The organism is Oricola sp., assembly GCF_022763245.1.
Classification (GTDB): Bacteria; Pseudomonadota; Alphaproteobacteria; order Rhizobiales; family Rhizobiaceae; genus Oricola.
The window spans coordinates 589,256-605,611 of sequence record NZ_JALEGV010000012.1; the positions used below are offsets into that span (position 1 = coordinate 589,256).

The window sequence follows — 16,356 nt, forward strand, 5'->3', positions numbered from 1 at the left end:
GGCGTCAGAGGTTCAGGATGAAGAAGCTGCGGACCGCGCCCGGCAGATACTCATAGATCATGCCGCCCGGGATCTTCACAGACAGGAAACTCTTGAAGACGATCACGGTCGCGATCGCGAACAGGATGCTCACCGCGATCATGCGCGTGGTACGATAGCCCAGACGCCACGACAGCGTGGCCGCGAACAGGATCGAGGCCGGCAGATAGCCGATGACGGGAACCACCAGCACATAGGCCATGAACCAGATCGCATATTCCAGCGCCGCGGCCCATTTGCGCACTTCCACCCAGTCGGCGCCCGTGAAGCGGCGCCAGGGCAGCTTGGCGAGGTGAAGGCCGCCCAGCCCGACCAGGGCCATGAGGCCGACCGCCGGCCAGAAACGCGGCTGCGCGAAGAAACCGGTCTTCGCCACCCAGCGGGTCTGTGTCGGTGTCTGCGCCAGCAGGATCAGGCCGAAGACCATGAGGACGAGGGCGAAGACCAGCTGGCCTCGCCTCGGTCCCGGAAATCGGCGCTCGCGTTCTGTCTGCACTGTGGCCTTCCCGAAAGCCGGATACAAATCGGGCCCGGAAATCCGGGCCCGACAAACGATCTCTTACTGCAGGATCTCGCCGATGCGCTCGACGGTCTCGATGTCGTTGGCGATGCGCGCCGCGCTCTCGTCGGCGTCCTGCCAGTAGACCAGCGCCCCGGTCTCCTTGGCGACCGCCTGGGCGCGCTCGCTCATCACGGTCTTCTTGGCCACCGCGATGATCTTGTCGCGCACGTCCTGCGGCGTGTCCTTGGTCACGAACAGGCCGTTCCACAGCGCGATGTTCAGCGTCGGGTCCAGTTCGCCGATCGCCGGCGCGTCCGGCACGAGCGGAATGCGCTGGTCGGTGATCGCCGTCAGCACCTTCACGTCGTCGAGACAGGGCAGGATGAGCTGCAGCGTGGTGTTGATCACGTCGGCGTCGCCGGAGGCGAGCGTGTTGCAATCCAGCGCGTCGAACGCGGCGTCAGAGCCCCATTCGAAACCGGCGTTCTTCGCAAACGCCTTGGTCACCTGCGTCGGCGTCAGCACGTCGCCGAAATGGCCGAGCGCGACGTCGTTGTCCTTGGCGTAGGCGGCCAGTTCCTCCATCGAGGAATAGGGCGCGTCGCCGCTGGTGGCGATGACGAAGGGATAGGTCAGGAAGATGCCGAGCGGATCGAACTTCGCCGGCGTCAGGTCCGGAATGTCGATCGTGTGACCCACCACCGGCACGCCGATGACGAAGGAGCCGATCATGTAGCCGTCGGCCGGCGCGTTCGCCACCTCGATGGCGCCCGGGAACGGGCCGCCGCCGCCGCCCGGCTTGTTCACCACGGCCGCCGCGACGCCGTATTCTGCCTGGAAGTCCTCGGCGATCATGCGGGTCAGAACGTCCTCGAGGTCACCCGGAGGCCACGGCACGATGAAGTTGACCGGCTTTTCGGGATACTCCGCATAGGCGGCGCTCCCCATCAGAATCATGGCGCCCGCGAGCGCGCTCTTGAGCAGAGTGGATTTGAACACGGAGACCTCCCCTGGTTCGGTTCAAATAGTGAACCATCGGTTCTAAAACAGATTGACATCGCTTCCGATCTCCTGTCAAGACACTTGAAAACACGATCGCGGATTGCGCCGCGGCCCTTCGAAATTGCGCACGGGAGTTTGAGCGGACGGCCATGGGAACCGTTTCCAAGGCATTGTCTTTATTGACGAATTTCAATCAGTCCCGCACCGAGATCGGACTGAGCGAAATTGCGCGGCTGGCCGGAATCAACAAGGCGACCGCCTATCGCCTCCTCACCGAACTTCAGGACGGCGGCTTCGTCGAACAGGCGGGGCCGGAGAAATCCTACCGGCTCGGACCCGAGGTGCTGCGCCTCGCCAGGCTGCGCGAGGCCGCCGTGCCGCTGACGACCGCCGCGCGCCCGATCCTCGACCGCCTCGCCGACATCACCCATGAGACCGCCCATGTCAGCGCGGTGCGCGGCATGACGCTGCACGCGCTCGCCCACGCCTATTCCCCCCGCCACGCGACCCGCGTGATGATGGAGGACGCCGAAATCCTCTCCTTCCACGGAACCGGCTCGGGCCTGGCCGTGCTCGCCTTCTCGCCGAAGGCCTTCGTCGATGCCGTCCTGGCGCAGCCGCTCACCCGTCATACGCCCGAAACGGTGACCGATCCCGATGCGCTGAACGCCATGTTCGCGCCGATCCGCGAGACCGGCGTCGCCGTGTCGATCGGCGGCTTCGAGGCCGACGTCCATTCCCACGCCACGCCCGTCTTCAACGCGGAAGGCCGGCCGATCGGCGCGCTCGCCGTCGCCGCCCCCGTCGCACGCGTCACCGCCGACCGCATCCCGCTGATCGTCCGGGCGGTGCTTGACGGCGCGGCCGAACTCACCCGCGCCATCGGCGGCTTTGCACCCGACGGCTTCCCGGAGACCGCCATATGACGAGCGCGCTCATCCTCGATTTCGGCGGCGTCGTGACCCGCACCCTGTTCGAGACGCACGACCTCACCGAGGCGGCGCTGGGCCTCGCGCCCGGCACGCTTACCTGGCGCGGCCCGTTCGGCCCGGCGACCGACCCGCTCTGGCGCGACATGCAGGCCGACCGGATCAGCGAACGCGACTACTGGATGCAGCGCACCCGCGAAGTGGGCGCGCTGGTCGGCAAGGACTGGACGCAGATGGCCGATTTCGTGCGCGCGGCGCGCGGCGGCGATCCCGACGCGGTGATCCGGCCGGAATTCCGCGAGGCGATCGCCGCAGCCAAAGCAGCGGGCGTGACGCTCGCCATCCTGTCGAACGAGCTCGATCTCTTCTACGGCGCGGACTTCCGCGACCGGCTGCCCTTCCTTTCCGATTTCGACGTCGTGGTCGACGCGACCTACACCAATATCCTGAAGCCCGACCCGCGCGCCTACCAAGCCTGCCTCGACGAGCTCAGCCTGCCGGCCGAGGCCTGCGTCTTCGTGGACGACCAGAAGCGCAACATCGCCGGCGCCGACGCCGTCGGGCTCAGGACCGTTCATTTCGATGTCTGCAAACCGCGCGAGAGCTACGCGGCCGCCCTGCGGCTGCTCGGTCTCGCATAAGGGAGGATGCCATGAAGGATTCCAATTTTCTCAAGGAAAACAACGCCCGCCACATGTGGCACCCGATGGCGCATCCGGCCGACAGCCTTGCCAATCCGCCGAAGATCATCACCGGCGGCGCGGGCGCCCGCATCCGTGACGTCGACGGGCGCGAGACCCTCGACGCCGTCGGCGGCCTCTGGAACGTCAATCTGGGCTTTTCCTGCGATCCGGTGAAGCGGGCCATCGCCGACCAGCTCAACGCGCTGCCCTATTATTCCACCTTCCGCGGCACCACCAACGACGCGATCATCGAGCTCAGCTTCATGCTGCGCAATTTCTTCGCGCCGGAAGGCATGGCCCGCGCCTTCTTCACCTCCGGCGGCTCCGACAGCGTCGAGACGGCCCTTCGCCTCGCGCGCCAGTACCACAAGGTGCGCGGCGAACCGGGCCGGGTGAAATATCTGAGCCTGAAGAAGGGCTATCACGGCACCCATTTCGGCGGAGCGAGCGTCAACGGCAACGCCAATTTCCGCACCCAGTACGAGCCGCTCCTGCCCGGCTGCTACCACGTCCCCGCGCCCTACACCTATCGCAACCCGTTCAACGAGACCGACCCCGCCAAGCTGGCGCAGCTCTGCGCGCAGGCGCTGCAGGACGAGATCGCGTTCCAGGGCGCCGGCACCATCGCGGCCCTGATCATGGAGCCGGTGCTCGGCGCCGGCGGCGTGATCCCGCCGCATGAAAGCTTTATGCCGATGGTGCGCGACATCTGCGACAGGAACGGCATCCTGCTGATCGCCGACGAGGTGATCACCGCCTTCGGCCGCACCGGCAGCTGGTCCGGCTCCCGCCACTGGGGCGTCAAACCCGACATGATGTCGACCGCAAAGGCCATCACCAACGGCTACTTCCCCTTCGGCGCCGTCATGCTGAACGAGACCATCGCCGAAGCCTTCGAAAGCGACACGTCGGGGCGCGCCGCCATTGGCCACGGCTACACCTATTCCGGCCATCCGGTCGGCGCGGCGGCGGCCATCGCCTGCCTGAGGGAGACCGAGCGCCTGAACGTCGCCGCCAATGCCGGCGAGCGCGGCGCTGAACTGTTCGCCGGTCTGAACGGGCTGGCCGGGAAGCACGACATCATCGGCGACGTGCGCGGCGGCCACGGCCTCATGTGCGCGCTCGAGCTGGTGTCGGATCGCGACGCCAAGACGCCGATCGACAAGCAGACGATCGGCCGAATTTTCGAGGCGACCTACGAGGCCGGCGTCATGATCCGCGTCTCCGGCCCGAACATCATCCTGTCGCCGCCGCTGATCATCACCGCGGACGACGTTCAGCAGATCGTCGACGCGCTGGATGCCGGCCTGTCCGATGCGTAACCTAAGACTTACGGTTCGGGGACGATCAGCACCAGCCCGTCGAGCTCCGGCGAAGCGGTGATCTGGCAGGACAGCCGGCTTTCCGGCCGGCGCTCGGCCTCTGCGACATCGAGCATCGCGTCCTCGTAGTCGCCGGCCTCGCCGGTCTTCTCGCGCCAGGCCTCGTCGACATAGACATGGCATGTGGCGCAGGAAAGATTGCCGCCGCACTCGCCGACCACATGCGGCACGTCGTTGGCGACGGCGGCTTCCATCATGTTCAGGCCGTTCGCGACCTCGCCGGAGATTTCGCGGCCGTCGGCGAGCTTCCAGATTACCTTCATCGGTCCTGCCTCATACGAAATAGACGTAGAAGTCGCGCAGCGCGTCGCCTTCGAGATCGCGCGTTTTCTTGACTTCCTTTTCCTTCATGAAAACGTGATTGGCGACGAGGCCAGCCCCGACCGCCTCGCCCAGTACCGTGTCGGCCTTGAGGTCCGACACCGCGCCCTTCAGGTCGATCGCGGTGCCTTCCTTGGCATCGGTATTGTCGAAACCGTCGCCCGTCTCCATCGGCGGCAGCGCATAGCCGTTTTCGAGCCCGAGCCGCGCCGCCTGCAGTACCGCGGCGACCGCCGTGTAGGGATTGGCGGACGCATCGGCCGTCCGGTGCTCCAGCCGTGCCTTCGCCCCGCCCTCGGCGGAAACGCGCATCGTCACGTTGCGATGGTCCCCGCCCCAATTGCGCCAGTAGCCCGAGAGCGATCCCGGCTGCAGCCGCTGATAGGAATTCGCAGTCGGCGCGATCAGTCCGGCCAGCCCCTTGTGGTGCTGCATCAGCCCCGCGACGCAGCCGCGCGCCAGATCGTTCATGTGATCCGGCCCGCCCTTCTCGCCGGTCGACAGCGCGTTGCCGCCGATCTCGTCGACGAAGGAGAAATTGATATGCATGCCCGACCCGCCGCATTCAGCGATCGGCTTGGGCATGAAGGAGAGGATGATGCCGTATTCCAGTGCGATCTCTCGCGCCATCAGCCGGAACAGCACGATGTCGTCCACCGCCTTGACCGCATCGTCAAAGGTCAGCGTGTATTCGAACTGCGGCGAGTCGTACTCTGCCGTGATCATCTCGATGGAGAAGCCGAGTTCGTCCGCGACCTCCCAGATGCGATCGTTGAAGCGCAGCGGATCGGCATAGGGACCGGTACCGTAGACGACCCCGCCGGGACTGTCATAGGGCATCAGCCGGCCGTTCTCGTCGGCGACGAGGGCATAGGCTTCGAGCTCGATGCCGACCTTCGGGCGCAGGCCGTGCTTCTGCCAGTCCGCGACCGCGCGCTTCAGCGCCCCGCGCGGGCACAGCTCCAGCGGCTCGCCGGCATCGTCGTAGAGATCGCCGATGACGATCTTTGTGTCGGCGTCCCAGCTGTCTCGAATGTCGTCATGGCGCCATTTCAGCTCCATGTCCGGCATCCCTTGGAGCACCATCGCTCCCGGCGCCTGCAAGAGCAGGTCGCGATCGTAATGCACGCCGAACGTCGAACGGCAGAACCGCGTGCCGGCATCGCCGATCTTCGATCCGGGCAGATACTTCCCGCGGACAATGCTCAGATGATCGCAAAAGACGGCGCGCAGTCTGGTTCTCATGGGATGTGTCCTCAGGCCATTTCCACGGTGACGGGCAGGCTCTTGATACCACCGACGAAATTGGAACGGAGGAATTTATGCGGCCCCGCCGGTTCGATCGACTTGATCCGCCGGGCGAGCTCCTGGAACAGCACCCTCACCTCAAGCCGCGCCAGCCACATGCCGAGACACACATGCGGTCCGCCTTGCCCGAACGACATGTGCCGGTTGGGCGTACGATGCAGGTTCACCCGGAACGGATCGTCGAAGGCGGCATCGTCGCGATTGCCAGACGCGAACCACAACAGCACCTTGTCGCCCTCGCGGATCGTCTTGCCGTGCATCTCGAAATCCTCGGTCGCGGTGCGGCGAAAATAGAGCGCCGGCGTCGCCCAGCGGATGATCTCGTCCGGAGCGGTCTCCCAGACCGCCTCGTCGGACCGCATCTGGCCGAGCAGTTCCGGCTGGTGGCACATCGCCTGGATGCCGGCGGCGATGGAATAGCGCGTCGTGTCGTTGCCGGCCGCGACCAGCAGACAGAAGAAGTTGCGGAACTCGGTCTCCGATATCGTCTCGCCGTCGCGGCCGGGCTGCAGGATCAAATGCAGCACGCCCTCCGTGTCCCCGGCCGCCGCCTTCTTCGCCATCAGGTCGTTGGCATATTCATAGAGTTCCGCCCCGGCGGGCGAATTGAACGGCATCATCCGGAACTCGTCCGTGTCCATCTTGTCGAGAACGTGGTCGGTGAAATCCGGATCGGTGTTGGCGATCAGGGCATCGCCCTTCTCCACCAGCCACGGCAGGTCCTCGTCCGGCGTGCCGATGATGCGGCCAAGCATGCGCATCGGCAGTTGTCGCGCGATTTCCTTCGTCGCGTCGAACGTTCCCAGAGGCAGAGCCTGATCGAGGATCTCGTCGCACAGTGCGCGGATGTCCTCCTCGAAGCCCGCGATCACCGTCTTGGAAAACGCCTTTGCGACCTTGATGCGCGTTTTCATGTGTTCCGGGGCGTCGGTTTCCTGGAAGGTCCGGCGCGCCAGATATTCCTCGTAGGACTGATCCTCCATGCGGATGCCACGCGCCGAGGAGAACACCTTGGCATTGCCGTTCATGGCGAGAATGTCGGCATGGCGGGTCACCGACCAGAAGCCCTCGCCGCCATCCCATTCCGTCCAGCTCAGCGGATCGTCGCGGCGCATGCGCGCGAATGTGTTGTGCGGCGGGCCGGCGGTAAAGGCGTCGTGGCTGGAAAGATCCGCGCGGCCGTCATCGGTTGAGGTCCAGACTGTCACGATGCATCCTTTCCAATCGCCGTTTTATGTATATTATGCGCCATCATAAATATGTAAACATGTTTCTGCGGGCGGGTCATGCATCTGGCGATCCTGATGACGAACACGGATGAAAGCGCCTTCGCGCAGCGTCATCCGAAAGACGGCGAGAAATTCACCGCCCTGATCCGGAGCGCGCGCCCGGACTGGGCCTGCACCGCCTTGTCCGTGAAGGACGACGTCTTCCCCGACGATCTCTCCGCCTTTGACGGCTACATCGTCACCGGCAGCCCCGCCTCGGTCCATGACGGGGCCCAGTGGATCGATCGGCTGATGGAGACGATCCGCGAGATCGTGAACCGCAAGATCCCGCTCTTCGGCGCCTGTTTCGGCCATCAGGCCATCGCGCTGGCACTCGGCGGCGAAGTGGGAAACAATCCGGATGGCTGGGTGTTCGGCCTGACGAAGGCGGATGTCGTCGATCGCGCGTCCTGGATGGCGCCGCTTGGCGACAGCCTCGCCCAATATGGCGCGCATATCGAGCAGGTCACCACGCCGCCGGACGGCGCCCGCGTCCTGATCGGCTCCGCGCCCTGCCCGGTCGGCGGCTTTGCCATCGGCGACCATGTGTTCACGACCCAGAACCATCCGGAAATGACGCCGGATTTCATCGCGGCGCTGGTCGAGGAATATGCCGGAAAACTGGACCCGCACGTTGTCGCGACCGCACGCGCTTCCCTGGCTGCCAAGGCCGATTACGCGGACTTCGCCGAAACGATCGCGCGGTTCTTCGAAAACGCTGTCAGTTCACCGCAGCAAGCAAATCCATGACCGTGCCGCGGTCATAGTTGAAATGCGCCTCCATCGCCTCCTCGGCCTCCTCGCGCCGGTGCTCGGCGATCAGCGTCGCGATGGCGCGGTGCTCCTTCGCCGAACCCTCGACCGAACCGGGATAGCGGTATCGCGCCCGGTAATAGGCCATCAGCTTGCGGGCGTTGGTCTTGATGAGCTCGATCAGGACCGGATTGCCCGACGCAAGCGCGATCACCTCGTGAAAGCGCAGATTGAGCTGGTAATACTCCGCCGGCCGGCTGCTGCCGAATTCGACCGCATGCGCCTCGCAGGCCTCGACGATCTCCTCCAGTTCTCGCGCAAGGTCCGGCGTCAGGCGCCGGGCCGCCAGCCCCGCGGCCTGCGCCTCAAGCCGCGCATGCACCTCGATGATGCCGAGGAACTCCTCCAGCGTCGGCTTGAACAGAAGCGCCCCCTTGCGGGCGTGCCGCTGCACGAGACCCGTCGCCTCCAGCCGGATCAGCGCCTCGCGAACCGGGGTCCGTGACACGCCGTGTTTCGCGATCAGCGCCTGCTCGTCGACGGCCTCGCCCGGCCCGATCTCGCCCCGGTCGATGGCGGACAGGATCGCCTCGATCACCATGTCGGTCTGGCCCGCCATTCACGAACTCCGAATATTTTGCATGCCGCTGCGTATATACAGCCTCCCGCCTGAAAGCGGAATGCGCCCGGCTACAGCCGCAGGCCGTCGAGTTCGTTGAGCAGATCGAGAAGCGTTTCGAGCTTCTCCTTGCCGAGGTGATCCTGCAGCCGCGCCATGATCCTCTCGCTCTCATCCATGTTAGCGGCAATGAAGCGGCGCCCCTCCGGCGTGATCGATATCTGCAGGCGCCGGCCGTCGGTCGGATGCGGCATCCGGTTGAGATAGCCCTTCTCGACGAGCGTGTGCATCATGCGCGTCAGGCTCGGCAGCAGCAGGCAGGAGCGCTCTGCGATCTCGGTCGGGTCCATCGCGCCGTTCTCGTCGAGCACGCGCAGCACCCGCCATTGCTGTTCGGTGACGCCGGCATCGACCAGCATGGCGCGAATGGGTCCCATCACCGTCTCGCGAGCCCTCAAGAGAGCAATCGGCAATGAGCGGGCCGTGGTAAGGCCGGCGGCGGGCAAGGTAGCGGCTCGTGGCTTGTCCATGACGCTTCTCTGCCTTTCGCGAACGGATTGTGCAAGCATGCGAAGCCGCAGATCCATGTTGACACGCCGTTGGAAACAAGTTAACACGTTAACAAGTTTCAGGCGAGGGAGGCGCCGTTGCCGCATATCGCAATCGACTATTCCGCCAATCTCGAAGACCTGGTGGACATGCCGGGCCTCTGCGAGGTTCTGCGCACAACCGGCATCGCGACAGGCGTGTTTCCCGTGGCCGGGATTCGCGTTCGCGCGTTCAGGGCCGACCATGTCGCAATTGCCGACGGCGATCCGCGCCATGGCTACCTCGATATCTCGGTCAGGCTGCGCGGCGGCCGAAGCTTCGAGGCGAAGAAGGCGGCGACGGAAAGGCTCTTCGCCGCGGCGCGCGACTTCCTCGCACCCGTCATCGCAACACATCCGGTGGCGCTGTCGATGGAGATGCGCGACATCGATCCGGCCCTGAGCCCCAAACTGAATACGATCAGAGACCACTTGAAGGACGGCTGACCTTGTCCACACTCCAGCAAAACCTCGAAAAGCTCGAGACCTACATCGCCCGCTTCAAACAGGACGGCGTCCTCAATCAGATCGCCGGCGAAGCGCGGCCCGCAATCTCGGGCGAATCCTTCGACAACCACTCGCCGGTCGACGAAAGCTTCATCTGCTCCGTCGCGCGCGGCGACGCCGCAGACATTGACGCGGCGGCGAAGGCGGCAAAGGACGCCTTCCCGGCCTGGCGGGACCTCGACGCCGGCAACCGCAAGAAGATCTTGCACCGCATCGCCGACCGCATCGTGGCGCGCGCCGACGAGATCGCGCTCGCGGAGTGCTGGGACACCGGCCAGGCGCACCGCTTCATGTCCAAGGCAGCCTTGCGCGGCGCGGAGAACTTCCGCTTCTTCGCCGATCGCGCGCCTTCGGCCCGTGACGGACACGTCCTGCCCTCCCCGACCTTGATGAACGTCACCACCCGCGTGCCGATCGGCCCGGTCGGCGTCATCACGCCGTGGAACACGCCCTTCATGCTGTCGACATGGAAGATCGCGCCCGCGCTCGCCGCGGGATGCACGGTCGTCCACAAGCCGGCCGAATTCTCGCCGGTCACCGCGCGCATCCTCATGGAGATCGCGGAAGAAGCCGGGCTGCCCGCCGGCGTGTGGAACCTCGTCAACGGCTTCGGCGAACAGGCCGGCAAGGCGCTGACCGAGCATCCCGACATCAAGGCGATCGCCTTCGTGGGAGAAAGCCGCACCGGCTCGATGATCATGAAACAGGGCGCGGATACGCTGAAGCGCGTCCATTTCGAACTCGGCGGCAAGAACCCCGTCATCGTCTTCGAGGATGCCGATCTCGACCGCGCGCTGGATGCCGCGATCTTCATGATCTACTCGCTGAACGGCGAGCGCTGCACCTCGTCCTCGCGGCTTCTCGTCCAGGAGTCGATCGCAGACGAATTCCAGGCCCGCCTCGTCGAGCGCGTCAACCAGATCAAGGTCGGACATCCGCTCGATCCGTCGACCGAAATGGGTCCGCTGATCCACAAGACCCATTTCGACAAGGTGACCTCCTATTTCGACGTGGCGAAGTCCGACGGCGCGACGATTGCCGCCGGTGGCGAACGGGCGGGCGACACGGGCTGGTTCGTCAAGCCGACCCTCTTCACCGGCGCCAGGCCCGGCATGCGGATCGCTCAGGAGGAGATCTTCGGCCCGGTGCTCACCGCGATCACCTTCAAGGACGAAGAAGAAGCCCTTGAGATCGCCAACGGCGTCGAATACGGCCTGACGGGCTATGTCTGGACCAACGACCTCACCCGCGCGCTGCGCTTCACCAACAAGCTGGAAGCCGGCATGATCTGGGTGAATTCGGAGAACGTCCGCCACCTGCCGACCCCGTTCGGCGGCGTGAAGGCGAGCGGCATCGGTCGCGATGGCGGCGACTGGTCGTTCGAGTTCTACATGGAACAGAAGCACATCGGCTTCGCCACCGGCCAGCATCACATCCCGCAACTGGGCACGTGACCTGCAAGCCGCGACGTGCCGTCATGACGGGGAGGAGTGAACATGGGTGAGATCGTACTGGCCGCCAAGGTCACGCATGTGCCGACGCTTCAGATGTCGGAGCAGGAAGGGCCCCTCAAGGGCACGCGCCAGCCGGCCATCGACGGCCATCTGGAGATCGCGCGCCGCGCCAAGGCGCTCGGCGTCGATACCGTGGTGATCTGCGACACCCACTGGCTGATCAATGCGGGCTTCCACGTCAACGCCAACGACCGTTACGAGGGGCTGCTGACCTCCAGCGAGTTTCCGCAGTTCATCCGCGACATGCCCTATGACCACCGCGGCAACCCCGAACTCGGCGACGCCATTGCCGAGAAGGCGACCGAGCTCGGCGTCTACACGCTCGCCCATCACCTCGATTCGCTTGATCTCGAATACGGCACGCTCGTGCCGATGCATTTCATGAGCCGCGAACACGACATGAAGGTCGTCTCGGTCGCGGCCTTCTGCACCGTGCACGACCACGACGAGAGCCGCGTCGTCGGCGAAGCCATTCGTGCCGCGGTCGAAGCGTCGGATTCCAGGGTGTTGCTGCTCGCCTCGGGCTCGCTCTCCCACGAGATTTGGTCGAACAAGGACTACGCGCCCAACAACGGCACCTTCACCATCTCCTCTGAATTCAACCGGCAGGTCGATCTCATGGTGCTGGAGATGTGGAAGCGCGGCGACCACGCCACGTTCCTGAAGATCCTGGGCGACTATGCACATCACTGCTCCGGCGAAGGCTCGATGCACGACACCGCCATGCTGTATGGCGCCCTCGGCTGGGACGCCTATACCGGCCAGTGCGAGATCGTGACCGAATATTTCCCGAGCTCCGGCACCGGCCAGGTCAACGTCATATTCCCCGTCTCCTGACGGCACACCCAAAGCAATCGAAGAGAAACTCCCATGCCGATCCCAGCACCGGTCCTCTATCCTCCCTTCAACATCGTGCGCCTGTCACACGTCGAGCTGGCGGTGACGGATCTCGCCAAGAGCCGCGCCTTCTATGTCGATACGCTCGGCCTGCAGGTGACCGACGAAACGGCGGACACCATCTATCTGCGTGCCATGGAGGAACGCGGCCACCATTGCATCGTGCTCCGCAAGGAGGAGCAGGCGGTCGCCCGCGATCTCGGTTTCAAGGTCTTCGACGAGGAGGACCTCGAGAAAGCCGTGCATTTCTTCAAGAGCAAGGACCTGCCGGTCGAGTGGGTCGAACGGCCCTACCAGTCGCGCACCTTCCGCACCCGTGATCCGCACGGCATTCCGCTGGAATTCTATTCCCGCATGGACCGCCTTCCGCCGATCCACCAGCAATACAAGCTCTACAAGGGCGTGAAGCCGCTGCGCATCGATCACTTCAACTGCTTCACGCCGAATGTCGATGAATCAGTCGCCTTCTATAACGAGATCGGCTTCAGGGTCACCGAATATACCGAGGACGAGGTGACCGGCCGGCTGTGGGCGGCCTGGACGCACCGCAAGGGCGGCGTCCACGACATGGCCTTCACAAATGGCCGTGGCCCGCGCCTGCATCACACCGCCTTCTGGGTGCCGACCCCGCTCAACATCATCGACCTGCTCGACCTGATGGCGACGACCGGCTGGGTTTCCAATATCGAGCGCGGCCCCGGCCGCCACGGCATCTCGAACGCCTTCTTCCTCTATATCCGCGATCCCGACGGCCACCGCATCGAGATCTATTGTTCAGACTACCAGACCGTCGATCCGGACCTGGAGCCCATCAAGTGGGACCTCAAGGACCCGCAGCGCCAGACGCTGTGGGGGGCGCCCGCGCCGCGCTCATGGTTCGAGGAAGGAAGCCTGTTCGAGGGCTCCGACGTCATCGAGCCGAGCCTCGCCGCACAACCCATCGTCGCACCGTAGGAACCGCCATGCGCTGGAGCGAATTCGCCGAATGGGGCCGCAAGGTCTCCGACTGGGCCGTGCGCTATCACGAAGGCCTGCGCGACCGGCCGGTGCGCGCGCAGACGAAACCCGGCGAGGTCGCGGCCGCCCTGCCGGTATCGCCGCCCGATGCCGCCGAACCGATGGAAGTGATCTTCGCGGATTTCGAGCGCGTCGTGATGCCGGGTGTGACCCACTGGCAGCATCCGCGCTTCTTCGCCTACTTCCCTGCCAATGCAGCCCCGGCCTCGGTCCTGGCGGAATACCTCGTCTCTACGGTCGCGCCGCAATGCATGCTCTGGCAGACCTCGCCGGCGGCCACCGAAATGGAAACAGTTATGCTCGACTGGCTGCGCCAGTCGATCGGCCTGCCGGAAGGGTTTGCCGGCGTCATCCAGGATTCTGCCTCCTCCGCGACGCTCGCCGCGGTCCTGACGATGCGCGAGAAGGCGCTCGACTGGGACGGCAACAAGTCTGGCCTCGCCGGTCAGAAGCCTCTGCGCGTCTATTGTTCCCGGGAGGTCCACACCTCGATCGACCGCGCCATCTGGGTGGCCGGCATCGGCGAAGACAATCTGCGTCGCATCCCCATCAAAGGGCCCGGGCGCGGCATGGATGCGGACGCGCTCGACGCCGCCATCCGCGAGGACCTCAAAGCCGGCTACCAACCGGCCGGTCTCGTCGCCTGCATCGGCGGGACGGGTGTCGGCGCGATGGACGATCTGGCTGCCGTCATCCCGGTCGCGCACAGGCACGGCCTCTATGTCCATGTCGATGCGGCATGGGCCGGCGCCGCGATGATCTGCCCCGAGTTCCGACATTACTGGAAAGGCATCGAGGATGCCGATTCCGTCGTCTTTAACCCGCACAAATGGCTCGGCGCGCAATTCGACTGCTCCGCCCATTTCATCCGCTCCCCCGACGATCTGGTGCGCACGCTGGCGATCCAGCCGGAGTATCTGAAGACGCATGGCGCCGAGGGCATCATCAACTATTCGGAATGGTCCGTCCCGCTCGGCCGCCGCTTCCGTGCGTTGAAGATCTGGTTCCTGATCCGGGCCTACGGTCTGGACGGGCTGCGCCAGATGATCCGCAACCACGTCGCGTGGTCGAAGGCGCTTGCCGACAAGCTGCGTGCCGAGCCCGATTTCGAGATCGTCACCGACCCGGTCCTGTCGCTGTTCTCGTTCCGATACAAACGCGAGGGCGTCGATCCTGACGCACTCAACCTCGCCCTCATCACGGCCATCAACAATGACGGACGGATCTACCTCACACAGACCCGCGTCGATGGCGAAATGGTCATCCGCTTCACCGCGGGCGCCTTCAGCGCCACCGACGACGACGTGAAGATGGCCGGCGACGTGATCATCGAAATGGCCCGACAGCTGGAGACGCCGCATGCCTGACCGGATCGCAAGTTTTTCTGCAGGTGACGAGAGCTTCTACGGCGTCGTCGCCGATGGCGGCATGATCGCCGTCTCGCCCGACTTCCCGCAGTGGCCGACATTGCGGGAGGTGGTCGAGGCGAGCGAACTCGAAACCCTGATCCAGGCGGCCAGGGGCCGGTCGGTCACGCATCCGGACGGCAGCTTTCGCTACGACATCCCGATACCCGCACCGGAGAAGATCATCTGCGTCGGTGTCAATTTCCCCGACCGGAACGCCGAATACAAGGACGGGCAGGAAGCGCCCGCCAACATGTCGCTCTTCGTTCGTTTCCCGCGCTCGTTCACCGGGCACGGCCAGCCGCTGATCCGGCCGAAAGCCTCCGACAAGCTCGACTATGAGGGCGAGATCGCAGTGGTGATCGGCAAGGGCGGCCGTCACATCCCGGACGCCGAGGCGCTCGATCACATCGCCGCGCTGACGCTCTGCAACGAGGGCACGCTGCGCGACTGGGTGCGCCACGCCAAGTTCAACGTCACCCAGGGCAAGAATTTCGACCAGTCGGGAGCGATGGGGCCGTGGCTTGTTCCCTTCCGCGACCATGCGCAGATCACCGATGTGCACCTGACGACCCGCGTCAACGGCGAGATCCGGCAGGACGACCGCACCGGCCGCATGATGTTCCCGGTCGCCCGCCAGATCGCCTACATCTCGACTTTCACGACGCTGGTTCCCGGCGACATCATCGTCACGGGAACACCCACGGGCGCCGGCGCCCGCTTCGACCCGCCGAAATTTCTCAAACCGGGTGACGAGATCGAGGTCGAGGCCGAGGGGATCGGCACGTTGAAGAACGGGGTGGCAGACGAGACATGACACTGAGCCAGGACGAAATCGAAAAGGCCGCCGGCGACCTGTTCACCGCCGAGGAAACGGGCCGCCAGATCGGCCTGCTCACGCTCCGCCATCCGCAGATGACCATGGACGACGCCTATGCCGTGCAGGCGGCGCTCGTCCGCCGCAAGCTCGCCGCCGGCCGCAAGGTGATCGGATGGAAGATCGGACTGACGTCGAAGGCCATGCAATATGCGCTGAACATCGACATCCCCGATAGCGGCGTGCTGCTGGACGACATGATGTTTGCAAACGGCGCGACCGTGCCGGCCGGCCGGTTCATCCAGCCACGTATCGAGGCCGAAATCGCCTTCGTCATGAAAGCACCGCTCGCAGGCAAGGACGTGACCCGCGAAGACGTCATCGCCGCGACGGATTATGTCGCGCCATCGCTTGAAATCCTCGACACCCGCATCCTGCGCGCCGACCCCGCGACGGGTCAGACGCGCAAGATCTTCGACACCATCTCCGACAACGCCGCCAACGCCGGCATCGTCCTCGGCGTCGAACGACACGCCGTCGATACGGGCGACTTGCGCTGGACCGGCGCCATCGTCTCGCGCAACGGCGAGGTCGAGGAAACCGGCCTCGGCGCCGGTGTTCTGAACGATCCCGTCACGGGTATTGTCTGGCTGGCACACCGCATGGGCAAATACGGCCAACGCATCGAGGCCGGTCAGGTCATCCTGTCGGGCTCCTTCATCCGTCCGATCGAATGCCCGCCGGGTTCGAAGATCGAGGCCGATTTCGGCGGCTTCGGCAGCGTATCCTGCGAATTCGCCTGATC

General features: G+C 65.0%; 18 protein-coding genes. 11 read left to right on the forward strand and 7 right to left on the reverse strand.

Going from position 1 to position 16,356, the window contains the following annotated elements:
* Positions 1-4 precede the first annotated feature (4 nt).
* Both MRY80_RS07120 and MRY80_RS07125 read right to left on the reverse strand, forming a co-directional pair.
* Positions 5-535, reverse strand: coding sequence for a tripartite tricarboxylate transporter TctB family protein (locus MRY80_RS07120; protein WP_293289421.1), 531 nt, complete (start codon positions 533-535; stop codon positions 5-7).
* 63 nt (positions 536-598) lie between these two features.
* Positions 599-1,540, reverse strand: a complete 942-nt coding sequence (locus MRY80_RS07125) for a tripartite tricarboxylate transporter substrate-binding protein (RefSeq protein WP_293289423.1) — start codon at positions 1,538-1,540, stop codon at positions 599-601.
* 152 nt (positions 1,541-1,692) lie between these two features.
* Between MRY80_RS07125 and MRY80_RS07130 the strand changes: the two genes are divergently transcribed.
* From MRY80_RS07130 to MRY80_RS07140, 3 genes are read left to right on the forward strand one after another with little or no spacing between them, the layout of a single operon-like run.
* Positions 1,693-2,469, forward strand: a complete 777-nt coding sequence (locus tag MRY80_RS07130; RefSeq protein WP_293289424.1) for an IclR family transcriptional regulator — start codon at positions 1,693-1,695, stop codon at positions 2,467-2,469.
* On the forward strand, positions 2,466-3,113 hold the full coding sequence (locus tag MRY80_RS07135) for an HAD-IA family hydrolase (protein ID WP_293289426.1): 648 nt from the start codon (positions 2,466-2,468) through the stop codon (positions 3,111-3,113). The genes MRY80_RS07130 and MRY80_RS07135 overlap by 4 nt, the downstream gene beginning before the upstream one ends.
* An 11-nt stretch (positions 3,114-3,124) precedes the next feature.
* The gene (locus tag MRY80_RS07140; RefSeq protein ID WP_293289428.1) at positions 3,125-4,477 is read left to right on the forward strand and encodes an aspartate aminotransferase family protein; all 1,353 of its coding nucleotides are present in this window, start codon (positions 3,125-3,127) and stop codon (positions 4,475-4,477) included.
* Between the two features lie 8 nt (positions 4,478-4,485).
* On the opposite strand, the gene MRY80_RS07145 is transcribed toward MRY80_RS07140, so the two are convergent.
* Genes MRY80_RS07145 through MRY80_RS07155 form a run of 3 tightly spaced genes read right to left on the reverse strand, consistent with a single transcriptional unit; the run spans position 4,486 to position 7,374 of the window.
* Entirely contained in the window at positions 4,486-4,800 is a 315-nt protein-coding gene (locus MRY80_RS07145) for a 2Fe-2S iron-sulfur cluster-binding protein (protein WP_293289430.1), read from the reverse strand.
* A gap of 10 nt (positions 4,801-4,810) precedes the next feature.
* On the reverse strand, positions 4,811-6,103 hold the full coding sequence (locus MRY80_RS07150) for a glutamine synthetase family protein (protein ID WP_293289431.1): 1,293 nt from the start codon (positions 6,101-6,103) through the stop codon (positions 4,811-4,813).
* An 11-nt stretch (positions 6,104-6,114) separates the two neighbouring features.
* Positions 6,115-7,374 carry a cytochrome P450 gene (locus MRY80_RS07155; RefSeq protein WP_293289433.1) on the reverse strand — a complete coding sequence of 420 codons (1,260 nt, stop codon included), beginning with the start codon at positions 7,372-7,374 and terminating at the stop codon, positions 6,115-6,117.
* 96 nt (positions 7,375-7,470) lie between these two features.
* On the opposite strand from MRY80_RS07155, the gene MRY80_RS07160 reads away from it, so the two are divergent.
* On the forward strand, positions 7,471-8,184 hold the full coding sequence (locus tag MRY80_RS07160) for a type 1 glutamine amidotransferase (RefSeq protein WP_293289435.1): 714 nt from the start codon (positions 7,471-7,473) through the stop codon (positions 8,182-8,184).
* On the opposite strand, the gene MRY80_RS07165 is transcribed toward MRY80_RS07160, so the two are convergent.
* Positions 8,156-8,806, reverse strand: coding sequence for a GntR family transcriptional regulator (locus MRY80_RS07165; RefSeq protein WP_293289437.1), 651 nt, complete (start codon positions 8,804-8,806; stop codon positions 8,156-8,158). The two genes, MRY80_RS07160 and MRY80_RS07165, sit on opposite strands and share 29 nt — an antisense overlap.
* A 71-nt stretch (positions 8,807-8,877) precedes the next feature.
* Entirely contained in the window at positions 8,878-9,336 is a 459-nt protein-coding gene (gene hpaR / locus MRY80_RS07170) for a homoprotocatechuate degradation operon regulator HpaR (protein ID WP_293289438.1), read from the reverse strand.
* A 117-nt stretch (positions 9,337-9,453) separates the two neighbouring features.
* Here hpaR and MRY80_RS07175 point away from each other — a divergent pair, with 117 nt between their 5' ends.
* From MRY80_RS07175 to hpaH, 7 genes are read left to right on the forward strand one after another with little or no spacing between them, the layout of a single operon-like run.
* Positions 9,454-9,840: a 5-carboxymethyl-2-hydroxymuconate Delta-isomerase gene (locus MRY80_RS07175; protein ID WP_293289440.1), complete on the forward strand. Its 387-nt coding sequence runs from the start codon at positions 9,454-9,456 to the stop codon at positions 9,838-9,840.
* A 2-nt stretch (positions 9,841-9,842) separates the two neighbouring features.
* Complete coding sequence (gene hpaE / locus MRY80_RS07180) at positions 9,843-11,354, forward strand: 5-carboxymethyl-2-hydroxymuconate semialdehyde dehydrogenase (RefSeq protein ID WP_293289442.1); 1,512 nt, start codon at positions 9,843-9,845, stop codon at positions 11,352-11,354.
* Positions 11,355-11,396: 42 nt separating this feature from the next.
* Complete coding sequence (hpaD, locus tag MRY80_RS07185) at positions 11,397-12,251, forward strand: 3,4-dihydroxyphenylacetate 2,3-dioxygenase (protein WP_293289444.1); 855 nt, start codon at positions 11,397-11,399, stop codon at positions 12,249-12,251.
* Between the two features lie 33 nt (positions 12,252-12,284).
* Positions 12,285-13,265, forward strand: coding sequence for a 3,4-dihydroxyphenylacetate 2,3-dioxygenase (gene hpaD / locus MRY80_RS07190; protein WP_293289445.1), 981 nt, complete (start codon positions 12,285-12,287; stop codon positions 13,263-13,265).
* Between the two features lie 8 nt (positions 13,266-13,273).
* Positions 13,274-14,695, forward strand: coding sequence for a pyridoxal-dependent decarboxylase (locus tag MRY80_RS07195; RefSeq protein ID WP_293289447.1), 1,422 nt, complete (start codon positions 13,274-13,276; stop codon positions 14,693-14,695).
* Positions 14,688-15,551: a fumarylacetoacetate hydrolase family protein gene (locus MRY80_RS07200; RefSeq protein WP_293289449.1), complete on the forward strand. Its 864-nt coding sequence runs from the start codon at positions 14,688-14,690 to the stop codon at positions 15,549-15,551. The genes MRY80_RS07195 and MRY80_RS07200 overlap by 8 nt, the downstream gene beginning before the upstream one ends.
* Complete coding sequence (hpaH, locus tag MRY80_RS07205) at positions 15,548-16,354, forward strand: 2-oxo-hept-4-ene-1,7-dioate hydratase (RefSeq protein ID WP_293289451.1); 807 nt, start codon at positions 15,548-15,550, stop codon at positions 16,352-16,354. Before MRY80_RS07200 ends, hpaH begins: the two co-directional genes overlap by 4 nt.
* Positions 16,355-16,356: the final 2 nt, after the last annotated feature.